At 42.0% G+C, this 22,145-nt stretch carries 18 protein-coding genes; 7 read left to right on the forward strand and 11 right to left on the reverse strand.

What is annotated here, in order from left to right:
* Positions 1 to 84: 84 nt before the first annotated feature.
* The 5 genes from sppA to M2132_RS05775 all read left to right on the forward strand — a co-directional run bounded on the left by sppA (position 85) and on the right by M2132_RS05775 (position 5,406).
* Positions 85 to 1,854: a signal peptide peptidase SppA gene (gene sppA / locus M2132_RS05755; protein WP_280672212.1), complete on the forward strand. Its 1,770-nt coding sequence runs from the start codon at positions 85 to 87 to the stop codon at positions 1,852 to 1,854.
* A gap of 12 nt (positions 1,855 to 1,866) precedes the next feature.
* Positions 1,867 to 2,976, forward strand: a complete 1,110-nt coding sequence (gene lpxK, locus M2132_RS05760) for a tetraacyldisaccharide 4'-kinase (RefSeq protein WP_280672214.1) — start codon at positions 1,867 to 1,869, stop codon at positions 2,974 to 2,976.
* The gene (locus M2132_RS05765; RefSeq protein WP_280672216.1) at positions 2,933 to 3,748 is read left to right on the forward strand and encodes a purine-nucleoside phosphorylase; all 816 of its coding nucleotides are present in this window, start codon (positions 2,933 to 2,935) and stop codon (positions 3,746 to 3,748) included. Before lpxK ends, M2132_RS05765 begins: the two co-directional genes overlap by 44 nt.
* 6 nt (positions 3,749 to 3,754) lie before the next feature.
* A complete protein-coding gene (thiL, locus tag M2132_RS05770) occupies positions 3,755 to 4,783 on the forward strand; it encodes a thiamine-phosphate kinase (protein ID WP_280672218.1) in 1,029 nt (342 codons plus the stop codon).
* 68 nt (positions 4,784 to 4,851) lie between these two features.
* Positions 4,852 to 5,406: a hypothetical protein gene (locus M2132_RS05775; protein WP_280672220.1), complete on the forward strand. Its 555-nt coding sequence runs from the start codon at positions 4,852 to 4,854 to the stop codon at positions 5,404 to 5,406.
* A gap of 106 nt (positions 5,407 to 5,512) precedes the next feature.
* Here the strand turns inward: M2132_RS05775 and sufB are convergent, their stop codons facing one another.
* The 11 genes from sufB to M2132_RS05830 form a co-directional block, all read right to left on the reverse strand.
* Entirely contained in the window at positions 5,513 to 6,970 is a 1,458-nt protein-coding gene (gene sufB, locus M2132_RS05780; RefSeq protein ID WP_280672222.1) for a Fe-S cluster assembly protein SufB, read from the reverse strand.
* 202 nt (positions 6,971 to 7,172) lie between these two features.
* Positions 7,173 to 8,286 (reverse strand): peptide chain release factor 2 gene (gene prfB / locus M2132_RS05785; protein WP_280672224.1). Its coding sequence is split into 2 segments (ribosomal slippage): positions 7,173 to 8,222 and positions 8,224 to 8,286, totalling 1,113 coding nucleotides; the frame shifts between segments, so codons are not numbered across the junction.
* A gap of 123 nt (positions 8,287 to 8,409) precedes the next feature.
* Complete coding sequence (locus M2132_RS05790) at positions 8,410 to 8,850, reverse strand: C-GCAxxG-C-C family protein (protein ID WP_280672226.1); 441 nt, start codon at positions 8,848 to 8,850, stop codon at positions 8,410 to 8,412.
* Positions 8,851 to 8,871: 21 nt separating this feature from the next.
* Complete coding sequence (locus M2132_RS05795) at positions 8,872 to 9,516, reverse strand: hypothetical protein (protein WP_280672228.1); 645 nt, start codon at positions 9,514 to 9,516, stop codon at positions 8,872 to 8,874.
* Complete coding sequence (locus M2132_RS05800; RefSeq protein WP_280672230.1) at positions 9,497 to 10,303, reverse strand: metallophosphoesterase; 807 nt, start codon at positions 10,301 to 10,303, stop codon at positions 9,497 to 9,499. Before M2132_RS05800 ends, M2132_RS05795 begins: the two co-directional genes overlap by 20 nt.
* 113 nt (positions 10,304 to 10,416) lie before the next feature.
* Entirely contained in the window at positions 10,417 to 11,451 is a 1,035-nt protein-coding gene (locus tag M2132_RS05805) for an inorganic phosphate transporter (RefSeq protein WP_280672232.1), read from the reverse strand.
* Positions 11,452 to 11,461: 10 nt separating this feature from the next.
* The gene (locus M2132_RS05810; RefSeq protein ID WP_280672233.1) at positions 11,462 to 12,109 is read right to left on the reverse strand and encodes a DUF47 domain-containing protein; all 648 of its coding nucleotides are present in this window, start codon (positions 12,107 to 12,109) and stop codon (positions 11,462 to 11,464) included.
* Between the two features lie 249 nt (positions 12,110 to 12,358).
* A complete protein-coding gene (locus M2132_RS05815) occupies positions 12,359 to 13,231 on the reverse strand; it encodes a bile acid:sodium symporter (protein WP_280672235.1) in 873 nt (290 codons plus the stop codon).
* Between the two features lie 55 nt (positions 13,232 to 13,286).
* On the reverse strand, positions 13,287 to 14,624 hold the full coding sequence (locus M2132_RS05820; RefSeq protein WP_280672238.1) for a dihydroorotase: 1,338 nt from the start codon (positions 14,622 to 14,624) through the stop codon (positions 13,287 to 13,289).
* A gap of 72 nt (positions 14,625 to 14,696) precedes the next feature.
* Positions 14,697 to 15,323 (reverse strand): polysaccharide deacetylase family protein, encoded by a 627-nt coding sequence (locus M2132_RS05825; protein ID WP_280672240.1) that lies wholly within the window; start codon positions 15,321 to 15,323, stop codon positions 14,697 to 14,699.
* A 73-nt stretch (positions 15,324 to 15,396) separates the two neighbouring features.
* Positions 15,397 to 18,900, reverse strand: coding sequence for a DUF2723 domain-containing protein (locus M2132_RS05830; RefSeq protein WP_280672242.1), 3,504 nt, complete (start codon positions 18,898 to 18,900; stop codon positions 15,397 to 15,399).
* Positions 18,901 to 20,109: 1,209 nt separating this feature from the next.
* Here M2132_RS05830 and M2132_RS05835 point away from each other — a divergent pair.
* Positions 20,110 to 21,105, forward strand: coding sequence for a hypothetical protein (locus M2132_RS05835; protein ID WP_280672244.1), 996 nt, complete (start codon positions 20,110 to 20,112; stop codon positions 21,103 to 21,105).
* On the forward strand, positions 21,089 to 22,054 hold the full coding sequence (locus tag M2132_RS05840; protein ID WP_280698230.1) for a hypothetical protein: 966 nt from the start codon (positions 21,089 to 21,091) through the stop codon (positions 22,052 to 22,054). Before M2132_RS05835 ends, M2132_RS05840 begins: the two co-directional genes overlap by 17 nt.
* Positions 22,055 to 22,145: the final 91 nt, after the last annotated feature.

Here is a 22,145-nt window from a genome sequence, read left to right on the forward strand (position 1 = left end):
AACATCAGATATTTGGAGTAAGAAAAAGAGGAAGATTGTTTTATTTTTTTTAATTTTGCTGTTCGCAGCTAAAACGGTAACGACATGAAAGGTTTTTTTAAAAGTGTTTTAGCAACGATTGTTGCTCTATTTATTGTAGGAATCATCACCTTTGTTTTAAGCTTAGGTATCTTCGGGCTGATACTAAGCAGCTCGTCCGAAACATATGTTCTGAAAGACAATACTGTTTTTGAATTGAAGCTCGAAGGCACTCTCAAAGACAGGGCTCCCGCAAAAAATCCTCTATACGAATATTTAGGAGTAAGTCAAGCATCCAATATAGGATTGGACGATATTCTTAGCGGTATTCAAAAAGCAAAAGAAAACGAGAAGATAAAAGGTATCTACATTCATGCCGGAATGCTTTTCGGGTCGACAGCCTCCTTGCAAGAGATAAGAAATGCCCTAACCGATTTTAAAAAGAGTGGCAAATTTGTTGTAGCCTATGGCGATACATATTCGCAAGGATGCTATTATCTGGCATCGGTAGCCGATAAGATTGTGTTAAATCCACAAGGAATGGTTGACCTGCATGGTTTGTCGGCATCGCCAATGTTCTACAAAGGGCTATTAGACAAACTGGGTATCGAGATGCAGATATTTAAGGTTGGAACTTATAAATCGGCCGTAGAGCCATACATAAACGAAAAAATGAGCGATGCCAACCGTGAGCAAGTGGCTTCGTTCCTGAATGATACGTGGAGTTCGGTGCTTGCAGATATTTCGGCTTCACGAAAGATATCGGTCGAAAACCTGAATTCTCTTGCCGATACCTGCCTGATGATGAAAGATCCTAAATATCTGGCTACCAACAAAGTTATCGACACCCTGCTTTACGAAACCGAAATGAAAGATTATCTGAAATCGCTCGTTAAGGTAGATAAAGACGACGACCTTTCTCTTGCCAGCGTCAGTAACCTTATCACTGTTCCCCTAAAAGAAAAAAATACAGCGGAAGATAAGATTGCGGTCCTTTATGCCGAAGGAGGTATTTACAGCGGACAGAAACCCGACCCTAACGGAGAAGACATTCTTGACGGACCTCTTATCAAGGAAATAGAAAAACTAAGAAAAGACGATAAAGTGAAGGCTGTTGTATTTCGTGTGAATTCGCCCGGAGGAAGCGCCTATGCCTCGGAACAGATATGGAAAGCTATAACAGACCTTAAAGCAAAAAAACCGGTTGTGGTTTCGATGGGCGACTATGCCGCATCGGGAGGTTATTACATTTCGTGCAACGCCTCTAAAATCATAGCACAACCAACCACACTTACCGGTTCTATCGGAGTATTCGGACTATTCCCAAATGCCGAAGGCTTGACAAAGAAAATAGGCTTATCGTTCGACAATGTGAAAACAAACCAGCGGAGCGACTTTGGTGAAATAACCCGCCCGATGCGTGCCGACGAGAAAGCAATGTTGCAACGTTATATCAACAATGGATACGACCTATTCTTGACCCGTTGCGCCGATGGCCGTAAGATGGAAAAAGACTCGCTTGCAAAAATTGCCGAAGGACGTGTCTGGACAGGGAAACAAGCCCTTGCCATAGGGTTGGTTGACGGACTTGGAGGAATAGACGTAGCCATAAAAGAAGCTGCGAAACTGGCCAAGCTGAAAGATTATTCCTTGCAGAATTATCCGAAGAAAACAAGCTTCTTTGACCTTTTGCTCTCATCGAGCAAAGACGATATGGCAGCCAAAGCTATGAAAGAATATCTGGGAGCCGATTATAAAGCTATAAAATCGATTAAAGAACTTCAGTCTACCGACTATGTTCAAGCCCGTTTGCCGTACGATATACAAATGAAATAATTAGATCATACTTTGAGAAACAACAAGCCTGTACATATCAATAAATGGTTGCTACCTTTTTCTTGGTTGTATGGGCTTATTGTTTTTTTCCGCAACAAGTTTTTCGATTGGGGGATACTCAAACGTAAGTCGTACAACGTTCCTGTGATATGTGTAGGCAACATCACGGTAGGCGGAACAGGAAAAACACCACACATAGAGTACCTGATCCGGTTGCTTAAAAAAGATTATAGGGTTGCCGTGCTGAGCAGGGGCTATAAACGCCAAACCAAAGGCTTTGTCCTTGCAAATCAGAATTCAACAGCCAGAGAGATAGGCGACGAGCCATTGCAGATAAAAACCAGTTTTCAGGACATTCTGGTTGCCGTAGATACCAACCGTTGCAGGGGGATTGAGAGGCTTTTGGCTTTGGATGAAGAAATGCGTCCGGAAGTGATCCTGCTGGACGATGCTTTTCAGCACCGTTACGTAAAACCGTCCTTCTCTATCCTGCTCACAGACTTCAACCGCCCAATGTCGGAAGATTGCCTGCTGCCCGCCGGACGGCTCAGAGAGCCTGTTGGCCATGCCAGTGCCGCAAACATGATTGTCATTACCAAATGCCCCCAAAGCGCGAAGCCTATCGACTTGAGGATATCAACCTACAATGTGAATACTTTTCCTTATCAGGACTTATTGTTTACAACACTTACTTACGGCTCTTTATTCCCTTTATTCGCTGCCGCATCTCCTTCTGCCAAGCTCACAGAACTGAAAGACAAGAATGTTCTGCTCGTTGCGGGAATAGCGAACCCCGATTTACTCATTGGCAAGCTGAAAAAGGCAAGTAAAACCTTAGAAACAATTATCTTTGCCGATCATCACAATTTTTCAGGAATCGATATCCGAAAAATAAACGAAGTTTTTGACCGGATGCCTGCCCCTAAGATGATTGTGATTACAACCAAGGATGCGGCCCGTCTGCGCAATGTTAAAGGCTTGAGCGAACAGGCAAAAGAGGCAATGTACGTCCTTCCGGTAGAAGTTTCGTTCCTGAATAAGGACGATGAGGCAAAATTTAATGCAAAAATATCAGACCATGTTAAAAAGAATACAAGAAACAGCCGACTTCATAAAAAGTAAATTCACCGATATTCCCAACTACGCTATCATCTTAGGTACAGGTTTAGGCGATTTGGTGAACAGCATAACCAACAAGCAAGAACTTCCATACACAGAAATACCCAACTTTCCTATATCGACAGTAGAAGGACATAGCGGAAAGCTTATTGTGGGGCAGTTGGGCAATAAAACCGTGCTTGCCATGCAAGGGCGTTTCCACTATTACGAGGGATACGATATGAGACAAGTAACTTTCCCTGTACGTGTATTCCGTGCTTTAGGTATAAAATACCTGTTCGTATCGAATGCGGCAGGAGGAATGAACAGTAGCTTTGAGTTGGGCGATATAATGCTGATAAACGACCACATCAACCTCTTTCCCGAACATCCGCTAAGAGGCAGGAACGACGACAGTCTGGGTGTTCGTTTCCCCGACATGACCAATGCTTACGACAAAGACCTGCGGCTGTTAGCAACCGATATTGCCAAAAAAAACAACATAAAACTGCAACACGGAGTGTACGTTGGCACGCAAGGCCCTACTTTCGAAACACCGGCCGAATATAATTTTTTCCGCATAATAGGGGGCGATGCGGTAGGCATGTCTACCGTGCCGGAAGTAATCGTGGCCAACCATGCCGGTATGAAAGTAATGGCTTTCTCCATCATTACCAATATCTGTGTGATTGGGCAAATAGCCGAAACCACACATCAGGATGTGCAACTCGCAGCCAAAGACGCCCAGCCAAAAATGGCTTTAATAATCAGCGAAGTTATCAGCAAACTAAAGTAAAAGAAAATGCAACATACCCAAATATCAAGCCTTGGTGAGTTCGGCCTCATCAGGCATCTCACCGAAAATATCAAGTTAAAGAATCGAAGTTCGGAAAAAGGCGTGGGCGATGATGCCGCCGTACTCGACTATACAAACAAAAAAGTGCTGGTCACAACCGATCTGTTGCTGGAAGGGATTCATTTTGACCTGACCTATGTCCCAATGAAACATCTGGGCTATAAGGCAGCCGTTGTGAATTTTTCAGATATCTATGCCATGAACGGACAGCCCAAGCAGATAACCGTATCACTAGGTATATCAAAACGTTTTTCGGTCGAAGACCTTGACAGCTTTTATTCGGGTCTTCGTTTGGCATGCGAGCAGTATGGCGTAGATATTGTGGGGGGCGATACTTCGGCTTCGCTCACAGGATTTTCTATCAGCATTACCTGTATCGGGGAAGGCGAACAAGGCAAAATAGTGTATCGCAACGGGGCAAAAAATACAGATCTTCTCTGTGTATCGGGCAATTTGGGAGCTTCGTTCATGGGACTTCAACTTCTGGAACGCGAAAAATCTGTTTATCAGGGAGAGAAAGACTTCACACCCGATTTTTCAGGAAAAGAATATCTGCTCGAAAGACAGTTAAAACCCGAAGCAAGAATAGATATTGTGGAACAACTGGCAAAAGAGGGGATCGTTCCTACTGCCATGATAGATGTTTCGGATGGACTCTCGTCCGAGATTCTGCACATCTGTAAGCAAAGCAATACGGGTTGCCGTTTGTTTGAAGAAAGAATCCCTATCGACTACCAAACCGCCGTAATGGCCGAAGAGTTCAATATGAATGTAACAACGGTTGCGCTCAGCGGAGGAGAGGATTACGAACTGCTTTTCACCGTTCCCCTGCACACGCACGACAAGGTTTCGGCCATGAAAGACATTCACGTTGTAGGCCACATAACCGACCCCTCTTTGGGTGCATGCCTGCTAACCCGCGACGGAGCCGAAATAGAACTGACCGCTCAAGGGTGGAACCCATTGAAGGAATGACGGATTACACAAAAGGGAAATTATTAATATCTATATAATCAAAATGATTCTTTAAATTTATTATTATTATGGAAAAGAAAAAAAGTATTTTCATGTTGCTCTTTGCATCATTTATGTTGATTTCGTGCGCAGTAACTGCCCAAACATCATTCACATTGAACAAAGAAGGTGTAGGTTGTTTGAAAAAAGGAATGCTCTTTTCTAAGATTCCTGCAAAATGCGCCGGATTGTACGACCGCTTTGAGAAAAAAGTGATTGAAGACGAAATGGACGGAGATTACACTCTTTACGTTTTCTATTCAGGAAAAACGAAAGTAGCCGAAATCACAGATTACGGATACGAAAAAACGGTGGCTGGCATCACGGTTTTTGCCTCAAACATATCTACCCCCGATGGTGTTTCTCCGGGAATGACCGTCAGAAAACTTTTATTAAAAAAAGGTGTAAAAGGCCAATACAGGGATGGTATGGAACTATCTCTTAACGGATACACTATCGGTTTTGACGGTATGACCGATTATGGATACAAGGTTTTTAACAATGCTTATGCCAAAGGTACTGATGTAAAACTAACCAATGCTTGCTTCAAGGCCGATGCCAAAGTAGTATCGATAAGCCGTTAAAACAGGATTTTACATTCTTGGGGTTATATACAAAAAACTTCATCCGAAAACGAAAAAATCGGATGAAGTTTTTTTTATTCTGAAAAAGCCAAAAATTCGGCTATTTTTATCCTACACTGCCCTCCAAGCTTATCTGGAGTAGCTTCTGGGCTTCTACGGCAAACTCCATCGGGAGCTTCTGCATCACTTCTTTGGCATAACCGTTCACGATAAGGCCTACCGCTTCTTCGGTTCCTATGCCGCGTTGGTTGCAATAAAATATCTGGTCTTCGCTTATTTTTGAAGTCGTTGCTTCGTGTTCTATAATTGCCGTTTCGTTTGCTATGTCCGAATACGGGAAAGTATGTGCCCCGCATTTATCGCCCAGCAATAAACTGTCGCATTGCGAGTGGTTACGTGCGCCTTCGGCTTTGGGCGATACCTTTACTAACCCACGGTATGAGTTTTGGCTGAATCCGGCCGAGATACCCTTCGATACAATACGGCTTTTTGTATTTTTGCCTATATGAACCATCTTTGTGCCTGTATCGGCCTGCTGATGATTGTTTGTTACGGCCACTGAATAAAACTCGCCTATCGAATTATCGCCCGACAGGATACATGAGGGGTACTTCCATGTGATGGCCGAACCTGTTTCGACCTGAGTCCACGATATTTTTGAGCTTACACCCTTACAAACTCCCCGCTTGGTTACAAAATTATAAATACCTCCATTGCCGTCCTTATCGCCCGGATACCAGTTCTGGACGGTCGAATATTTCACTTCGGCCCTGTCCATTGCCACAATCTCCACGATAGCGGCATGCAGTTGGTTTTCATCGCGCATGGGTGCTGTGCAACCTTCCAGATAGCTTACGTACGAGTCGTCGTCGGCAACAATCAGTGTACGTTCAAACTGACCGGTATTAGCGGCATTGATACGGAAATATGTGGATAGCTCCATAGGGCAGCGAACACCCTTAGGGATATACACAAACGATCCATCGCTGAATACTGCCGAATTTAGCGCGGCAAAAAAATTGTCGCGATACGGAACCACCGACCCCAGATATTTCTTAACCAAATCGGGATGCTCCTTCACAGCCTCGCTAAAGGAACAGAAAATTATCCCTTTTTCGGCTAACGTACTTTTGAAAGTTGTTTTCACCGAAACGCTGTCAACAACGGCATCGACAGCCATCGACGAAACTCCGGCAAGCTGTTCACGCTCGTGCAAAGGGATTCCCAATTTATCGAATGTTTTTATCAACTCAGGGTCTACCTCATCCATACTTTTGGGCCCGTCTTTCTTTTTAGGGGCAGCATAATAGCTTATAGACTGATAATCTATTTCGGGTATGTCGAGATGCGCCCACCGGGGCATATCGAGCGTAAGCCAATACCTGTATGCTTTGAGCCGGAACTCAAGCATCCATTCGGGCTCTTCTTTTTTTGCCGAAATGAGGCGTATCACTTCTTCGGAAAGCCCAATTGGAATTACTTCTGTATCTATATCCGTAACGAAGCCGTATTTATATTCGCCACTTGTTACTTCTTCTAATATTTTATCTTGATTGTCAGCCATTTCTGATTTATGTATAGAGTTTCCCTTATATTAAAACAAACAAAGCACGGTCAAGGTTTTGCTTTGCCTTACTTGCTTGTTTTATAATATACAAAGTTACATAAACAAATTCTATTTCTTACGAAGATTATCGGCTATTCCCCATATATCAATTATGGATATTTTCTATAATCATAACCCGAAGGCAAAGCGGCATATTGTGTTATGCCTCACCTCCAAATTCCATCAGGTAAGCCTTGATAAACTCGTCGATATCGCCATCCATAACTCCGTTTACATCAGATGTTTGGTAGTTGGTACGGTGATCTTTTACCCGGCGGTCGTCAAAAACATAACTGCGGATTTGTGATCCCCATTCTATTTTTTTCTTTCCGGCTTCGACCTGCGACTGCAAGCTACGGCGTTTTTCGAGCTCCATCTCGTACAGTTGCGATTTCAGCAAACGCATAGCGTTGTCCTTGTTTCCAAACTGCGAACGGCTCTCGGTATTTTCTATCACTATTTCCTTTTCTTCGCCGGTTTCTTCGTCCTTATATTTATAGTGCAAACGAACTCCGGTTTCAACCTTGTTCACGTTCTGGCCACCGGCTCCGCTCGAACGGAAGGTATCCCACGTAACATCGGCCGGATTGACTTCTATTTCTATCGAATCGTCGACCAAAGGCACAACAAAAACCGAGGCGAAAGACGTCATTCGTTTTCCTTGCGCATTGTAAGGTGAAACACGTACCAAGCGGTGAACCCCGTTTTCGGACTTCAGGTAACCGTAAGCAAAATCGCCTTCAACCTGCATTGTGGCTGTTTTGATTCCGGCCTCATCGCCGTCTTGCCAGTTAGTGACCGTCACCTTATATCCTTTCGATTCGCACCAACGCTGATACATACGGAACAACATGGAAGCCCAGTCTTGACCTTCGGTACCTCCTGCCCCACTGTTTACCTTAAGAACCGCGCCCAGCTTATCTTCTTCGCGGCGGAGCATGTTTTTCAGTTCCAGATTTTCGATCAAACGGATTGCCGTCTGATATGCCGTGTCTACTTCGTCTTCGGTAGTGATGCCTTCTTTCTGGAAGTCAAAAGCGAGTTGAAGTTCTTCGGCAGCATTCCGCACTTCGTTATATCCTTCAATCCAAGCCTTTATGGCTCTGATTTTTTTCATTTGTTCTTCAGCCGTTTTGTTGTCGTTCCAAAACGCCGGATCTTGGGTTCGGATTTCTTCTTCTTCTAATTGGATTTTCTTTGCATCGACGTCAAAGATACCCCCTCAGCGCAGACTCGCGCTCCAACACTTCTTTTAGTTGGTCTATAGTTATCATGTGATTTTTATTTTATTTATTGGTATTTTTCAACTTTTGAGACTGCAAAAGTAACTAAAAAAACGGACTTTATACCATGGTAAGGAAAAGCCCGCTTCGTCACAGAACCAGTATATCATCTAATTATTGCCCGCGCAACAAGTTTTCTTCTATCAGCCGGGCGCAATAACGCACATACTCTTGGCATGGCTTTTTCTTTTTCCCTTCTGCCAAACCCGGCTCAAGGCCCAAAAGCCGTTTACATAGAATGCTTCCGTTTTCTTCCTCAAACTTTTGGGCAAGCATCTGCACGGTTTTATAATTGCGCTGCTTGTCTTCTTTCCGGTTGGCGTTGGCCATACCCGTTGCCAAACCTGCAATCATAGACATGCCCGAAACCGCTCCGCAAACCTCACGCAAACCACCAAGACCGCCCCCAAAAGAGCACGACAGCTTTGCTATCGTTTCGGTATCTACTCCAAATAAATCAGCATAAGCCATTGCAACGGCTTGCGCGCAATTGTATCCGCTTTTGTGCAGCTCTACGGCTTTTTCAACTCTATCTTCCACCAATTTATCTTTCATTTATTTAAACAAGGATTAACTCTAAAAGAACAGGAACTTCATCCCTAAAGAGAGTTTTATATAATCGGTAGGTTTCAGGTAACTGTTTCCGGCAGCGCTTATTATGTACAATTCGTTCGTTCCCAACTCGTAAAAAAGAGTTACTGTTTCGGCAAAGAAACGTTTTTGAGACGGTATTTTGTAGGTAAGGCGTTGCCCCACATAAAGGTTGAAACGTAATTTTGAAGAAAACGAATAATAGTCGTTAGGATACTTGTCGGGTTCGGATGTCCAAAAATCGTCGTTCAGTATAGTGGTTACATACATGCCACATGCAAGGGGATCGACCGATAAGTTATGCCCCAAGGGTTTTTTCCATGGAATAAAATTTTGCTTCAGGGTAAATGTCACTTTAAAATCGGAGGTAGAATATTTGGGCAGGAAACCCATAAAAACATCCGTCTCCCACTGGTTGTTTTTTCCATAGTCCCACCCCGTGCCAAACGACAACAAACCCATTCCGCCGGCATATTGTATCTTAGAGTATGCCGGAATCAGTTTTTCCCATTGCGAACGGTACTTCTCTATGCGTCTTTCGTAGCCGTTTTGGGCTTGTACATTATTAACCAACAGACCGATTATGACCAACGCCAGATAATATTTAAGATCAGAAAGAAACCACTTCATATTCATATTTGTCGTTGGGGAGTATCGTGAAAAGTAAATATTTTCTTTTTGCCACATTGGGCGATCCGTAATAGATAATGCCATCGTCAAACAAATCGTCGGCCGTTACCTGATGGTCGTGCGCATTAAGGCAAAACTGCAACTTGGGAAACTCTTTTATATTGCGCTGAAAAACACGCGCCACATTGTTATTAAACTGCTCGGAATAGGGACGGGCGTGCATAACGAACACGGTTTTTTCGTGTCCTTCGCGTTTTTCGTTATACTGGTCTTCTATGAACGTGAAATCGGGAATAGGCCTGTCGTAGCTATACTCCAAAGCATTGGTATTGAGGCACACAAACTTTACATTTCCGGCCATAAACGAAAAATTTTCCTTTCCCCATATTTTCCGGTATATCTCTTCGCCATTCCCTAAGCAATCGTGGTTACCGATAACGGCAACGTAGGGCACTTTCAGTTTACCCATTATATCGCGCATCCAAAGGAACTCTTTTGTTAATCCGAAGTCGGCAAGGTCGCCCCCATGTATCACAAAGTCGATATCAGTGCGCCGGTTAATGTTTTTGACCATGGCTTCCGTTTCGTCATACCAGCGTTGAGTATCGCCCGTCATAACAAAACGTATAGTGTCTTTGTCCTTACACGCAGCCTCTATACGAGTTATGTTCTTTGCATTAATATTCTTTTCGCCTGTAATACGCCCATCGTAAGGATGGTACTCAAAGGCATCGCATCCACTGAATATTAATACGCTTGCTATCAGTATTAATATGTTTCTTGCCATAAATAAAAAAATCTTTTAAAATCTTAACCGATCCTCCCCTGTTAAAACAAAGCAAGCAAACCTTTTTTCAGATTTGCTTGTGTTTTATTTATTTTCAATATTTTAGAACAAACCTATATAAAAAAATCAAGAATAACAAATACTATCATTGCCAAAATAGCACTGACCGGTATTGTGAGTATCCAAGCCCACAGGAGGTCTTTTGTTATACCCCAACGTACGGCCGAAAGTCTTTTTACGGAGCCTACCCCTATTATACTACCTGTAATAACATGCGTGGTACTTACCGGCACATGGAGTATTTCGGTAATAAACAGCGTCAGCGCTCCTGCCGTTTGAGCACAGAACCCTTCAACAGGCGTTATTTTGGTTATTTTGTTGCCCATCGTTTTCATGATTTTCCATCCTCCGCAAACCGTACCCAAGGCTATCGCCGTGAAACAGGCCAAAGGAACCCAGTCGTGCATGTCGTTCATCGATTCCATCCAAAGCCAAGGATGTATGTCCGGATTTTCGTGCGTTGTAGCAATCAAGGCAGCAGCAATGATACCCATTACTTTTTGCGAGTCGTTAAGCCCATGCCCTATACTCAAACCGGCCGATGATATTAGCTGAAGACGTTTAAACCATCTATCGGCTGTACGAGGTTTTACCTTCTTCACAGCATGCAGGGTTGCAATAGATATTATATTACCGCCAACCATACCGATAAGGGGAGCCACAACAATGAAGAGTGCTATAATCCCAATCACGCCCGCATGCACCGCTGCAAATCCTGCTGCCGCGATACCCGCTCCGGCAAAACCACCAATCAACGTATGCGACGACGACGAAGGAATACCCAATTTCCAGGTTATCAGATTCCAGGTGATAGCCGCCACAAGCCCCGCTATAATAACCAGCGAAGGATTGGATATGAACGACATATCAACAGTTTTAGAAACCGTATCGGCAATACCAAAACCGCCTATTATAAACTTAGCGATGAAATATGCAATGAAATTGAAGAATGCCGCCCAGATAACGGCTTGTGTAGGAGATAAGACTTTTGTGGTAACTACTGTTGCTATGGAGTTAGCCGCATCGTGAAAACCATTGATAAAGTCGAAGATTATAGCTAAAACAATAATTATAATTAATAGCGTCATTGTAGTTCTGTTATGCGTATTTGACGATTATTGTTTTTATGATTTTGCCTACTGATTCTGCCGCATCGGTAGCTCTTTCCAATTCATGGAGAATATCTTTCAGTTTAATAACCTCGAAGGGGTCTTTCTCGTGGTCGAACAGGTCGATAAGGAAATGCTCGTAAACATCGTCGGCCTTATGCTCTATTACGGCCAGTTCGGAACAATATTCCCTGATGACTTCGGGTTTCTTTTTCAATATTATCAATTCGGCGATAGCTTTCCGTAAACAATCGGCCGACTCACGCACCAATTCCGCCAATTTTATTGCGCTTTCGGGCATTTTTTTGGGCTTATAAAGCGTTATGCGCTTGGCACTGCTGTTTATAAAATCGGTAACATCATCCAGCATGAGCGACAAGTCGTTTATGTCTTCCCTGTCGAAAGGTGTTATGAATGTGTTGTTTAGTTCTTCAAAGATTTTGGATTGTAATTTGTCTCCCCGGCGTTCCTCCTCTTTTATTTTACGGAAGCTTTCAACTGCTTCCTCATGTGTTTTAACTTGTACGCACTCTACCATGTAATCGGCTGCGGTGTAAATGACGTCTGCCATTTCGCGGAGAAGGGGAAAAAATTTGTTTTCGTTTGGGGTGAATCTGTCAAAAAGATTATTCTTCATATAATTTAAATAGTATATAATGTCTTTGAGCGGAGTACCAGCTTTTCGAGTAAGACATTTCTCGAAAGCTAATCGCACACAAAGATAAAATAAAAAACTACTTTTTAAAGGATAATTCGCCTTAAAAATAAACAACACTATTAATCTTAACAAAAAGAGTTATACTATTAAGATACAATAATATACGGACATAAAACTCTTAACTAAAAAAACAAAAAAAAGGGATAACCCACATTTTTTCCCGGAGATTCACTCCGGTGTGTTGTTTCTCTTTTTCCAGATTTGGTAAGAGTTTATAACATTTTGCCAAAGAACATATGCTCCGGGGCCTATCGAAGATATCGGATTCAGGTATGTCTGTGCCATCCAGATAGCCAGAATTGTGTTTTTCTGTCCAAAGGCCTGCCCTCCCGCTATACGGTCGTTGTAGCGGCTGCCTATTGTCTTCCCCACAAGAAACTGACAAACGCAAAGAACAAGGGCTACAAAGGCTATAACCGCCTCTATGTAATAATTGTTATCGTCTTGCTCCGAGATAAACTGAATGGTGCGTGCCGTTACAATAATCAGTGCCAGATTCCATAGATAGAATGACACCGACTGCGACCGGCTGATGAAAAAATGTACCCGTTTAAAGAAACGTTTAATTATAATATCGAGCACAAGGGGCAACAAAAGAAGCAGGAAAATATTTTTTGATATAACCGTTACGGCTTCAAGAAAAGGTATGCTGCTATCCGGTTCAACAACCGCAAATATTATTGGCGCACAAACAGCCACCGCCATATTACAGAGAAGAGTGTAGGCCGTCAGACCGGCTACATTTCCGCCCAGCATGCTTGTTATCACAACCGCCGAGGTTGCCGTTGGGGTAAGTATGCAAATCAACGCACCTTGAGCAACAACAGGATTGAAAAAACTAACTATCCAATAAACCGCTACCGAACCCACCAGCTGAAGAACCAATAACCACCAGTGCATCCTGCTCGGTTTTATTTCCTTCAGCCTCATATTGCTGTATGTGATGAGCAACATACAGAAAATAAGGTATGGCGTCAGGAACGAAAGATGCTGAAGCAGTGGATAAAACAAAGCGCCTATACACATAGATACAGGCATCATATACGATTTTAGTTTCTTCACCGACAATCCCACAGCAACAGTTTTTCTATAAAATTCAATAGTCGAACACTAAGGCTTCGCCTTTTACATCATTGAGTACCCCCGCATCGAAGGCCAACCGGCCGTTCAGGAAAGTTTTTTCGATGGTTGTAGACAAGGTTTGCCCTTCCACGGGCGACCATCCGCATTTATACAAAATATTATCTTTCTGTATTGTATAATTCTTATTAGGGTCGACCAGAACCATATCGGCATAATACCCCTGACGCAGATAACCCCTCTTGTGTACACGGAAAAGGGTGGCAGGCGCATGGCACATTTTGTCAACAACCTGCTCTTTGGTTAATCTCCCCTGTTTTGCCAGCTCAAGCATCATTTGCAGGGAATGCTGTACCAAAGGCCCTCCCGACGCAGCTTGCAGGCAGTCGCCCTGTTTTTCTTCGGGCAAGTGTGGGGCATGGTCGGTTGCCACAACATCCAATCGTCCGTTCAGCAAGCCTTGCAACAGAGCATCCCTATCGTTTTTTGTCTTAATGGCAGGATTCCACTTGATGCGTGTTCCGTATTTCGCGTAATCCTCGTCCGAGAACCAAAGGTGATGCACACAAACTTCGCCCGTAATTTTCTTTTGGGCAAGGGGCGTTGCATCAAACAGAGTTACTTCCTTGGCCGTAGACAAGTGCAATATATGAAGCCTCGCTCCATATTTATCGGCCAATTCTACGGCTTTTGCCGAAGACCGATAGCAAGCCTCTTCGCTACGAATGAGCGGATGGTATTGCACCGGAATACTATCGCCGAATTTTGCCTTATAGTACTCTATATTCTTTTTTATTATCTCTTCTTCCTCGCAATGGGTTGCTATGAGCATATCTATTTCGGCAAAAACAGATGAGAGCGTCTTCTGGTTATCGACCAACATATTTCCGGTCGACGAGCCCATAAAAACCTTTATCCCACAAATATGCTTCTTGTCCGCTTTTTTCAGCTCTGCCAGATTATCGTTGGTTGCACCCAGATAGAACGAATAGTTTGCGTACGATTTCTCTTCGGCAGCCTCAAACTTAGCATCCAAAGCTTCGATGGTGGTTGTTTGTGGTTTTGTGTTAGGCATTTCCATGAAAGAGGTTACCCCTCCGGCTATTGCCGCACGGCTTTCGGTACGCAGATCACCTTTATGAGTCAGACCCGGGTCGCGGAAATGTACCTGATCGTCTATCACTCCCGGAAGAAGCCATAACCCCGAAGCATCAATAACCTCGGCTTGCGATAGTATGCCTTCGGGCACTTCGCCCGGAACAAATATGTCTTTAATTATTTTTCCCTCTATCAGTACTGAACCTACAAACGAACGTCCTTCGTTTACGATGGTGGCATTGTGGATAAGAATCATGTTTTTATTTTTTTCTCAGAAAAGTTTTATAAATCTGAACCTGAACAAAGATACATAAAAGTTCAAGTAAACTTATTTTCGCAACGAAGGGATTGTCCGGAACGAATAGCCTTGTTCCAGCAACCACTCTATGGCTTTGGGCAAAGCCTCCTTCATGTTTCTTTCGGCTTTGAGCGAATCGTGAAAAACAATGACAGACCCATTGCGGGTATATTTCTGTACATTCTTCAATACCGAATGGGGAGTCATGTATTTACTGTAATCGCGGGTAACAACATCCCACAATATAATTTTATAGTGTTTCCTTAATCTAAGGAACTGAGGGATACGCATGTGCCCGTGAGGAGGGCGAAACAGGTCGGAGTTGATATACTCTGATGCCTTTTTTGTGTTTTCCACATATCTGCCCGACCAAGAACGAACACCTTGCAGGTGGTTGTATGTATGATTACCTACCTTATGCCCCCGGTCTAAAATATCTTTATATATTTCCGGATGTTTGCGGACATTATCTCCCACACAAAAAAAGGTAGCTTTAATCTTATACTTATCCAGAACGTCCAAAACCCACGTTGTGATTTCGGGCACCGGCCCATCGTCGAAGGTCAGGTAAACAACCTTTTCTCCATCAACCGGTATTCGCCAATACCCGCCGGGAAAAAACATTCTGTATATAAAAGGAGGTTGCTCTATTAACATTACGTATGTCCGAAACCGAAAAACAAAAGATTGCGAATCAATGGGGATTCGCAATCTTTTGTTACATATTAGTTTATTTTTGGAATTCCTGTAATAATGCAGGATTGTATTTCTGCATCATACCCATAGATTTTTCCAAAATCTTGTTCTCGAAAGCAGCAATAGCCGTATCACCCTGACTGCGGTAATAATTAGATATTGCATTGTTTGTTATATTCTTCAAGGTGAAGTCAGCTAAATCGATCATCCCGTTCGAGTAATAAATCTGGGAATAAGTAATCAGTTTACTTACCAACTCTTCGTACGTTTTTTGCTCTCCATTCCGCTGGTAAGCACTGCTCAGCATCAGCATCACGTTGATATATTCGCCAATATCAGACGAGCACTTGTTCATATGGCTCTGTTTTAAACCATGATACCAGCCTAAAGTTGAGTACACCCTATCGGTAATTGATTTGGCAACAGCATTGGCCTTCGCTTTCTGTCCTAAATGCAGGTAAGAGTCAACAAATGTAACAGACTCGTAACCCATCGGAACGGTAGATGCCGGCACAACTTCCATTATCTTATCCAACGCCTTCAGAGCCTTATCGTTCTTACCTTCCTCTATGAGGGCTGTGATAAGCTGCGCAAACATCAGACGGTAAGTCTTGCAGGTACGCATATTGGTTTCGTCGATATATACTTTCGGATTGTTGATTCCCGTATAACGGAACTTGTTCATCATATTGTTGTACGTAACATCGGTATTCACTCCGCCTTGCACTCCGTTTTGAGGAATCTGCCCCGGAACAACACGATAGGTAAGCCCCTGCAACATAAAGTTTTCTTTTTGCAGCCCCATATACATATCGTTGCCCACAGTAACAGCAAAATAGACAGGGCGTTTCCAGTTGTCGGCATTGATATTTTTCAACATGTCAAGAATCATAAGTTCGCTACGGTAAATAGCCGAACCCTCGCGCCCTATGTTGACAACCATATCCCGTTTTGGTTGAGTTCCCAAGTTTGCCCAGTTTACCTTACCCTCGTTCACATTCATGTACAAAGCCGATCCCGGAATAACAGGAGCATCTGTTATGAAAGGGTTTTGAGGAGTATAAAATATTTCGGCATCTCTTAGGTTATCCATCACTTCGTCGAGCAATACCGAGTCTTTAAACACCGATGTATCGTAATACTTCGTGAAGTCTACCGCCTGCATAGCCGACATAGGGTTATTGGGGTCGATACCCATTTGGTTTTGAAGTGTTTTTTCAATAAAGTTTTTCGACATCACAAACGCGTACCGTCCTTTTTCGGTTGCATAATGTTTCTCTTCCCAGTCGATAGGCAACGGTTTTGAGTTGTATGCCTGACGGCGCATCTGATCTACATACCAATCGGTTTGCAGATAACTCAGGTTACATACACGCACATCTGTACGGTATCCCTCAACTTCTTGTATATACCACAACGGGAAGGTATCATTATCTCCGTTGGTAAATATTATCCCTTGTTCCTCGCAACTATCCAGATAGTTCATAGCCGCATCGTGCATGATGTATCTGCCCGAACGGTCGTGGTCGTCCCATGTTTGCGAAACCATTTGTACGGGAATCAATAGTGTCAGCACCGAAATAATGATTGCAACGGCAGGTGTTTCACTCTTCAGATATTTCTTAATCAGAGTCCACACGCCAGCCACGCCAAGACCTATCCAGATTGAAAAAGCGTAGAACGACCCGGCATAAGCATAATCGCGTTCGCGCGGCTCAAATGGTTTTTGGTTCAGATAAATCACAATGGCTATACCTGTCATGAAAAACAACATGAAGGTTACCCATAACTGTTGCGATCCTTTTTTGCCGCTCATCAGCTGGAAGGCTATACCCAATATACCCAAAATCAGAGGCAGCATATAGAATTTATTGTGCCCTTTATTGTTTGCGATATCGGGCGGCAGGTTATCTTGCGACCCCAAACCGAGAATATGCTCGTCGATGAAGCCTATACCCGTTATCCAGTTTCCGTTCGAAATTCCTCCCATCGATTGAATATCGTTCTGGCGACCGGAAAAATTCCACATAAAATAACGGAAATACATGAAATTCAGTTGATACGAGAAAAAGAACTGCAAATTCTGGAAGAATGTTGGTGTAACACTGGGGCTTGTTACCCCTCCCCAACTTGCGTAACCGCGCATATAGCGGTCGTAGCCGGGTTGGTCTTTCGAGGCATGCATACGAGGGAACAACATAGCGTTTGTGTACTCATAGTCGCCCGAAGTTTCGGTAACCACGTAGCGGTCTTTCTCGGCAGGCGACGTTTTCACCACCCTGCCATATTTATCCTTAACATTAGTTTGCTTAGCTACTCCGTTTTCGCGAACCACTTCCGATGCGTATGTACGACCATAGAACAACGGCGTATCGCCATACTGCTCGCGGTTCTGATAACTACCCAACGAGAATACATCTTCGGGCGAGTTCTGATCCATCGGGGTATTTGCCGCCGAACGGATAGGAATCAACGCAAAAGAAGAGTATCCTATCATTATCACAAACAAACACAAAACAGAAGTGTTAAGTAAACGGAAAGTAACACCTTTATATTTGTATAAGAACACGATAAGCCCTGCAAGTAGTACCAGCCAGAACAGAACGCTCGATCCTATAAATATCGTACCCGACAGAACCGCACAAAGCAAGAAAGCTATTTTTGCCCTGCTCATGCTACCTTTCGCCGAGAATGTTTCGAAACCTGCCCAAGCCAAAGTGACAAACAACAGAATCAGATATGCAAAAGCTCCCGAATTGTACGAGAAGCCTAAAGAGTTTACAAAGAATAGTTCGAACCATCCTCCCAATTTAGAAAATCCGGGAATGATGCCATACATCAATACAACAATCAACCCGAAAGAACCTAATAGCGAAAGGAGAATCCCTTTGGTGCTGACCGCGTTCGATTTCTTGAAATAATAAACCAACACAATTGCGGGGATACACAGCAAGTTCAACAAGTGAACCCCGATAGAAAGCCCCATTGCATAGGCAATCAGCACAAGCCATTTATCGGCACCCGGCTTGCCTGCCCGGTTTTCCCATTTCAGAATCAGCCAGAAAACCAAAGCCGTAAACATAGAAGAGTAGGCGTAAACCTCACCCTCTACGGCCGAAAACCAGAATGTATCTGAAAACGTATAAACCAAAGCTCCAACCAAGCCACTACCCATAATGATTATGAGTTGTGCCAAAGACATTTCTTTGTTATTATCCTGACAAACAAGCTTCTTTGCCAGATGGGTTATTGTCCAAAACAAGAAGAGGATAGTCAGCGCACTCAACAATGCCGACATGATGTTTACCATTGCTGCCACCTGACTGGGGTCGGATGCGAACAAAGAGAAAAACTTACCGGTCAACATAAAAAACGGAGCACCCGGCGGGTGACCCACTTCCAACTTATAGGCAGAAGTTATAAACTCGCCGCAATCCCAGAAGCTGGCACTGGGCTCTATCGTCATACAGTAAACTACTGCTGCAATGGCAAAACTTAGCCATCCAAAAATGTTGTTAATCAGGTTATATTTCTTCATCCTTCTCCAGAATAAGTATTTTGAATTATCTTCTTATTGTACTCTCCATAAGATTCGCTGCAAAGATAAACAAATAGGTGAAAGATTTTTTAATTTAAATGCCTGTTTTTCGGTCTTATGTATAAAAACCATCATATTAAATCTTAAAAGACATTTAATTTAGTAAAACAAAAAAACGGAAATCCTATATCAAAAATCGCCCGATATAAGGATTGCCGAACAAGGGTGCAGAAACAAGAAATACTGACTTATGCTCCATCGAAAAAACGGATAAAAAAATGTGTAAATTCCGATAATGGTTAAGATTAAGACCAAACAATACAAACTCTAAAGTAACCAATTATGGAATTTACACACGAACAAATTACAGAAATCACGAATTTAAAACATCAGATAAATTAAAGACCAAACACTTCTTTAATATACTGAAATGAAACAAACGACTTTTAACGTCTAAAATCAACACACACTAACTAAAACTTTAATCGTAAGAAAAAATAAACTTACGTTATACGTATATCCCATCACTACATTATCGCCTTTTGGGCTATTCCGAAAAAATTGTGGAGAAAAAAGGATAAAAGTTGAAAGAATCTAATTTCAGGTGTAAAATAAGATTACAAACGATTAAAACTCAATCATATTCAAAAAACACAACATTCATCCAAATTATAATTATTCGATTTGAGAGACTTATCTTTAACTCCACAATCTTTCGGAATAATTCTGAATAGAATCAGAATTGAATAAATAATGAAATAGGGTTATTTTAATGCTAATTCACTTGATTAAACTGTATCTGATAACAAATTGTTATCTTTGACCTAAAGATAATAGCACTCTATCATCTATTTGTTTTTGTAAGCCAATGCAAAGTAAAAGCCCCGAGGCAAAAAAAACAATAAAAAAAAAGAGTATAAATTCACCCGTTTTCAACTTTGTGACAACAAACTGTTTCACTTTTTAAAAAAATGAGACTTTTGAGCCCGTTTTCTATCCTCAAACACCTCGTTTTGCTTCAACTTATCGGATTTATATAGATAAAATGAAACTAATTATCATATTTTTCTTACAAAAAACAATCAACCCCTTTTATTTGTTACAATATATATCGGTTAACAACTATTTATAATTGAATTCTGTTATATTGAAGAAAATAGTAGTAGCTTTGTGTCACAAATACAATATACAATTACTGTATCATAATTTATGAATCAAATATTAAAAAAAGGCATCATTAACAACATTTTAGCTAAAATACCGGCTCACCTAAATCCTGTCGATTTTTTACAAGACGCACTCAATCTCAGCAAAGAATCAGTATATAGACGCATCAAAGGCGAAGTCTCCTTCAGCCTAACAGATATCATCAAACTATCCTCTGTGTTGTCCTTTACTTTGGAAGAAATAATAACCGATAACGATGAAGCATCAGATCCGCCACCGGTTACATTCAATTTCCGGTCGAATGAAATGCTTGAACCTCAAAAAACTTTTTCGGAAATATTGTTGGCATATGTAACTGATAAAGAAAAACTAACCAAAGCAAAGAATGTAGAAGTTACAGTAGCCTCAAACCGGTTGATGATATTAACGTCGGTATATTTTGACCATCTGTTCAAATTCTATTATTACAAATGGACACAGCAAACACAACAGGTTTCATTAAATTTTTCATTATCAGACATTGTTCTGCCTCAAGACATTATCGAACTCCGCGAAAAACTCAAAACGGTCAGTACAGTAGGCTTACACACATATATATTGGATATAAATTTTCTGAAAAGCACTATCCAAGCAATAGAATACTATTACAAAAGGAAGCTCATATCCGAAGACGAAGTAGTGTTACTGCAAAAAGACCTCTATGCCTTTATTGACATAATGGAGTATACTATAAAGCAAAAAACAGACTTCGGGAATGTCACCAATATTTATCTGTCTACCGCCCAGATAGAATCGTCGGGATTGTATTGCAAATGCGATGACGAAGAAAAAATAAGCCTGTGGATATCTTTTGGCGTGACCATTAGCTCAAAAAGCCCCGAAATATGCAAAACCTATAAATCGTGGCTCAACTCATTGAAAAAATATTCGAGCCTCATAACCGGATGCAACGAAGCTCTGCAAACCGAATTTATTGATCAACAACGAAACTTTATAAAAAACATCACAACAGACAATAGCCATGCAGCAAATGAATGACGACATAAAAGTCTCAATAATAAACCGGATATTAAAGTTAATACCTCCCCACGTAAAACCCGTTAACTATCTGGCCGAAACGCTCGATATCGGTAAAGAATCGGCCTATCGCCGGCTGCGGGGAGAAATGTCTTTTTCCTTTACCGAAATGATTAAGCTATCGCAGGATTTGAAATTCTCTCTGGACGAAATCGTGGGTCTGACAAAGGATACGCCCAAGGCCGTGATAGACTTAAAAATAGACAAAGACCCTAAGCAAACATTTCTGGAAAAGTTCCGGAAATACAAAGAGGAAATAGACCTTCGTCTTCAGGACGAAACATCGTCCACAACAATGGCGCTGAACTGCATGCCTGCCGAATTTTGTGTTCATTTCAAAGATATATTCAAATTCTTTTATTTCGCTTGGTTGCACCGCAAACATACGGGCTTGTCTAAACTATACTATTCCGATATTGAGATTACCCCCGAATTAGAACTCCTGCGAAGTAAATTAAATGTCAGCAGTTTAGAAGTCAACAACAATACATACATCATGGACCCCAATGTATTTTTAGGCCCATTGAGGGAGGTTTGCTATTTCCGTAAACTGAAGCTGATGAACGATGACGACTTTTTGTTGATAAAGAAGAATTTTCATGATATGATAGATTTTGTTGAAAAAATGGTGCGTACAGGCGGCTCCGAAAAAGGAGCGAAACATCTCTTTTATCTATCGAACTTCAATATCGACGGCAACAGCAGTTACAGTATATGCGACGGGAATGTGAGATCTTCGTTCAACTTCCACTTTTACAACCGGGTAATAATAACCAATCCGGAGATATGCGAGATTCATAAAGAATGGTTAGATTCACTGAAAAAATATTCTACACTGATAACCACATCGAACGAGATTGTTCAGGCCAATTACTTCGAAAAACAAAGGGAATATATAGACCGTTTGTAGCTATCGTTAAGCAATTCACATATTATTGATAATTTTAATTTGATTTGCTAATTTTTTGAATAAAAATGTTACCGGACAAGATAAAATATTT

Origin of the sequence: Dysgonomonas sp. PH5-45, assembly GCF_029893235.1 — a bacterium.
Taxonomy (GTDB): domain Bacteria; phylum Bacteroidota; class Bacteroidia; order Bacteroidales; family Dysgonomonadaceae; genus UBA1309.